The organism is Pantoea sp. sgz302252 (assembly GCF_047713085.1).
Taxonomy (GTDB): Bacteria; Pseudomonadota; Gammaproteobacteria; order Enterobacterales; family Enterobacteriaceae; genus Scandinavium.
In genome coordinates, this window is record NZ_JBLFJW010000069.1 from 1 (window position 1) to 4,192 (window position 4,192).

At 51.3% G+C, this 4,192-nt stretch carries 3 protein-coding genes and 1 pseudogene; 1 reads left to right on the plus strand and 3 read right to left on the minus strand.

Annotated features, from left to right (window positions below; all coding sequences use genetic code 11):
* The 3 genes and pseudogenes from ACLW56_RS24835 to asr form a co-directional block, all read right to left on the minus strand.
* Positions 1-478: contractile injection system protein, VgrG/Pvc8 family (locus tag ACLW56_RS24835; protein WP_330986274.1), on the minus strand; the 478-nt coding region annotated here is incomplete at its 3' end.
* Between the two features lie 630 nt (positions 479-1,108).
* The gene (locus ACLW56_RS24840; protein ID WP_330986275.1) at positions 1,109-1,939 is read right to left on the minus strand and encodes a serine protease; all 831 of its coding nucleotides are present in this window, start codon (positions 1,937-1,939) and stop codon (positions 1,109-1,111) included.
* A 263-nt stretch (positions 1,940-2,202) separates the two neighbouring features.
* Positions 2,203-2,508, minus strand: a pseudogene (gene asr / locus ACLW56_RS24845) (acid resistance repetitive basic protein Asr); the annotation flags it as partial.
* 298 nt (positions 2,509-2,806) lie between these two features.
* Here asr and ACLW56_RS24850 point away from each other — a divergent pair.
* A complete protein-coding gene (locus ACLW56_RS24850; RefSeq protein ID WP_330982379.1) occupies positions 2,807-4,180 on the plus strand; it encodes an IS4 family transposase in 1,374 nt (457 codons plus the stop codon).
* The last annotated feature ends 12 nt before the right edge of the window (positions 4,181-4,192 follow it).

The window sequence follows — 4,192 nt, forward strand, 5'->3', positions numbered from 1 at the left end:
GCCGCGACAGAAAATCGAGGTCGCTTTCGCCGTACTGCACGCAGAACTCCCGGGCGGGATGCGGATCATAGAGGATTGGCGACCACTCAGTGACGCCATTTTCATTCAGTAACGTGGCGGAGATGGACTGAATGTCCTGCTGCTGGAAACTGCGGAAGTTCTGGCGAAGCCCGCAGCGCCACAAAGGCGGACAAATCCTGAAGCGGTACTGCATTTGCCAGTCATTGCTTTCTTTCATACTGAAAGTGGCGATATTCCCTGAAACGGTCCGTAACGAGACATTTCCCTGCCAGATAGTCAAGGTGGCGTTTTGTTCGAGCAGCTGCTCTGCCGTCTGGGCAAACGATTGACTTGCCACATCCACAATCAGTTCAAACGTCGTGGAATAACGTTGTTGTAGTTGAAACCCTACCACAGCGAAGGTGTCTTCATTCTGTCCGTCCACCTCCAGAGTAAAGCGAATTCCTTGTGACGACATGCTTTTCTCCTGATTAAATACAGTGACTATGGCTAGAAAGGATTAATAACGACCGGCAATATTTAAAACCAAGCATGCTAATACCTGGATTGTTAGCTTTCTCAGCATTCAACAGAACAAATGAGCAGGCAGAACACGTGGATTAGGTGCTATTGCGGACTTAAATGTAGATAAATCCCGTAATTAACAGTCATTTCTCACAAGGTGAGTGATTATAAATACTTTAGCGTCGAAAAATGTGCGTTATCTACGAGTTTGGAAAATATTCTTAATTGTGTTTTTACAGCGGTGTGAATATTTATTAATTACGAAGCTAAATTAATCAGGAATATGAATTCCGCTGAGGATTTTATTGGTGGAGTCAATTCAAATAGCGTCTGTATGATGATGAGTCAACACAGTGGTAGATATTAAATCATCATTGTAGTGAATTAATCCGCAAGCGCGAGGGTACATAACTGAAGGAGTAGGGATGTGTTTTCAGAAATTATTTAAAAGGACTATTTAATCAGGACCACCCGCCAACAAATTGACTGGCGCAAGATGATCCTTAGTAGATAGATCAACATAAGGGAATATGGTCTTAGAAACCATCTCTCACCGTGTTGTGAAAACTGGCCGGGGTCGCGTCTAGCTGCCATCTCCGGCCAGTGCTTCAAGTTTGTCACGAAAACCGGTGACAGAAATGGCCCGGTTGTCCGCACGCCAACGGTCTTTGGCGGCTGGCGCGGAACTTTGGACGCCAATTAATTCCCAACCGTTATCTGTTTTAATCATTAACGGTGAACCGCTGTCGCCCGGCAGCGTGTCGCACTGGTGCGATAACACGGTGGTTTGCGCCCAACCCGTCACCAGACAATCATTGTGCGTGTACAGCGAATCAAGGTGATCGAGCGGGTAACCCGACTGCGTCACTTTGCGATCGGTGGTTTTCAGCGCCGCGGTCAACGCGTCTTTATCACCTTCGAACAGCGGAAGTGGCGTAATGCCGGAAGGCGGATAGCGCAGCACAATCAGGCCAAAATCCCACGGGGCAGCAGAAGGGGGCACAATCCAGCCATCGCCATCGGGTTTTAAACGTTTCCCGAGCGAAGGTTCAACGCGGCCTTCAATGCCATGAATTTCGTAACGCCAGACGCCTTTTTGCGAAATAAAACGCAAGGCGACGGCTTTATCTGGTTTGCCGCGCGGCGGCGTCAACAGACAGTGTCCGGCGGTAAGCGCCAGATGGGGTGAAATCAGGGTGGCAGTGCAGAGATTTCCGCTGGCCGTTTCCAGTTGACCAATAGCATCCCACGGCGATTCCGTAGGATTAGTGACCCGCACGCGGTCGTCATGACCAAAAAATAGCGTCTTCAGATCTTTGGCACTCATGCCAGTGTCGTCGCTGTCATCATCAGCGTGAGTCAACGGAGAAAAAAGGCAAACGGCTCCCAGTAATACCACTATGGATCTGCGCATAACTCTCTCTGGAGGGCGATTATGATGTCAAAAAAGGGTAACCCAATGCGTTTACTATAGACGGGATGAATGAAAAGTGGGAGTAAAATCAGCGAACTACGCTCAGTACAAAAAGAACCGGGTAGCAACCAGCGCACAGATAATCAGCAGTAAAAGGATGAGCTCGAAACGGTAGCGGCGCAACATGATTGCTCTCCCGAAAAAAACGGCGCTGAAGCAGCGCCGATTTAGTATACAAGACCGTACTGACTGGTGCGAACTTATGCAGATGGCTGAGCTGCTGGTTTAGCGGCTGCTTTTTTATGTTGCTTTTTAGCAGCCTGAGCTTTCTGAGCTACAGCGGGTTTGGTGGCTGCTTTTTTGTGCTGCTTTTTGGCAGCCTGGGCTTTCTGTTCTGCAGCGGGTTTTGCTGCGGATTTTTTGTGTTTCTTGTGATGAGTAGTTTTAGCCGGAGCAGCGTGAGTTGCCGCTGGCGCAGCAGCCGGTGCGGTAGCCGCGGTGTCAGCAGCGAAAGCAGCAGAAGACAGACCCATAGCAGCGGCAACAACCAGAGCTAATACTTTTTTCATTCTGAAATCCTCGAATTTGGTTTCTATGTTCAACCCCACTGCGGGGCCGTTGAAATGAACTATAGACTTGTGATTCAAAGCGTTCAGTGAGTGATTGGTATCGCTGTGTAACCATATGTACAGGGTGTACGGAGGTAAAAGCAAAAAGGCGCTTTTAAAGCTCCTTTTTTAGTGTGTGCTCCCTCTCCCCGCGGGCTGTCTCTTATACACAAATCCCTGACGAATTTGTCGGGGATTTTTTTGAACTATTTTCCCGTCTGTTGATCTCTTCTGATATCTCTCTTTTCGGGTTTTTAGTATGGTGCTTTCTGATTGTTTTTCATGGGCTAAACACACTTTCGGGCTTGCGCAACTGGGTGACCCGCGGCGTACCCGCCGTCTCGTGACTGTAGCCGCCTCACTCACTCAACACCCCGGACTTTCTATCGTGAAATCATCCCTGTCTCCCGCCGAAGTTGAAGGCGCTTACCGCCTGTTGCGTAACCCCTGCGTCTTTCCTGACGCTATCGCTGAGGCAGGATTTATTGCCACGGCCAAAGCCGCCCGGGAGCATCCGCTTCTCCTCGCACTGGAAGATACAACGACCATCAACTTCAGCCATTCCAGCGCCTGCGATGAACTGGGCAACACCACCACCAGCCCGAAAACACGCGGCCTGCTTGCCCATTCGGTACTGCTCTACGCCCCGGACGGCGCCCGGATGGTGGGCCTTATCGACCAGCAACGTTGGAGCAGGGAGACCGCCACCTATGGCAAAAAACATCAACGAAAAGAGCGGCCTTATGAAGAAAAAGAGAGCTTTAAATGGCAGTTGTCATCTCAGTTGATGGCGCAGCGCCTGGGCGATATTCAGTCAAATGTTATCTCTGTGTGTGACCGTGAAGCGGACATCTGGCAGTACCTGAATTACAAAACCAGCCAGGGGCAGCGCTTCGTGGTCCGGGCCGCGCAAAACCGGCGACTGGAGGATGGCGCAGGCAAACTGTTCGACCTGCCTGAAAGGCTGACGCAGGCGGGAAGTCATACGCTGAATGTGGTTCAGAAAGGGGGGAGAGCGGCGCGCCAGGCACAGATGTTCGTCAGCTACAGCGCGGTGAATATTGCCGCACCGGACGGGTCGGGCGAACAGTTGCCGGTGACGTATATCTGCTGTCGGGAGGAAGAGGAAAGTGGGGCCTGCTGGCATCTGCTGACGTCAGAAAAAGTGGAGAGTGCGGAGCAGGCACGCATCATCATCAGCTATTACGAGCGCCGCTGGCTGATAGAGGAATACCACAAAGCATGGAAAAGCGGGGGCACCTGTGTGGAATCGCTTCGTATGCAGACACGGGATAACCTGGAGCGGATGGTGGTCATCCTCGCGTTTATCGCCGTGAGGGTACTGGCGTTGCGCCAGGGCGGGCTGAGTGAGGAAACGCTGAATGAGCCCTGCGAGCAGGTGCTGAGCCCAATAGAATGGAAGCTGCTGTGGGTAAAACAGGAAGGAAAAGCCCTGCCAAAGAAGGCGCCGAACCTGAAATGGGCGTATCTGGCACTGGCGAAAATGGGTCGATGGTATGACAGCAAACGAACAGGACGGGCGGGCTGGGTAGTGATGTGGGAAGGCTGGTTCAGGCTTCAGGATGTCGTTGAGGGGTACAAACTGGCGAAGTCTCTTGATCAGGAGATCTGATCAAGAGACAGC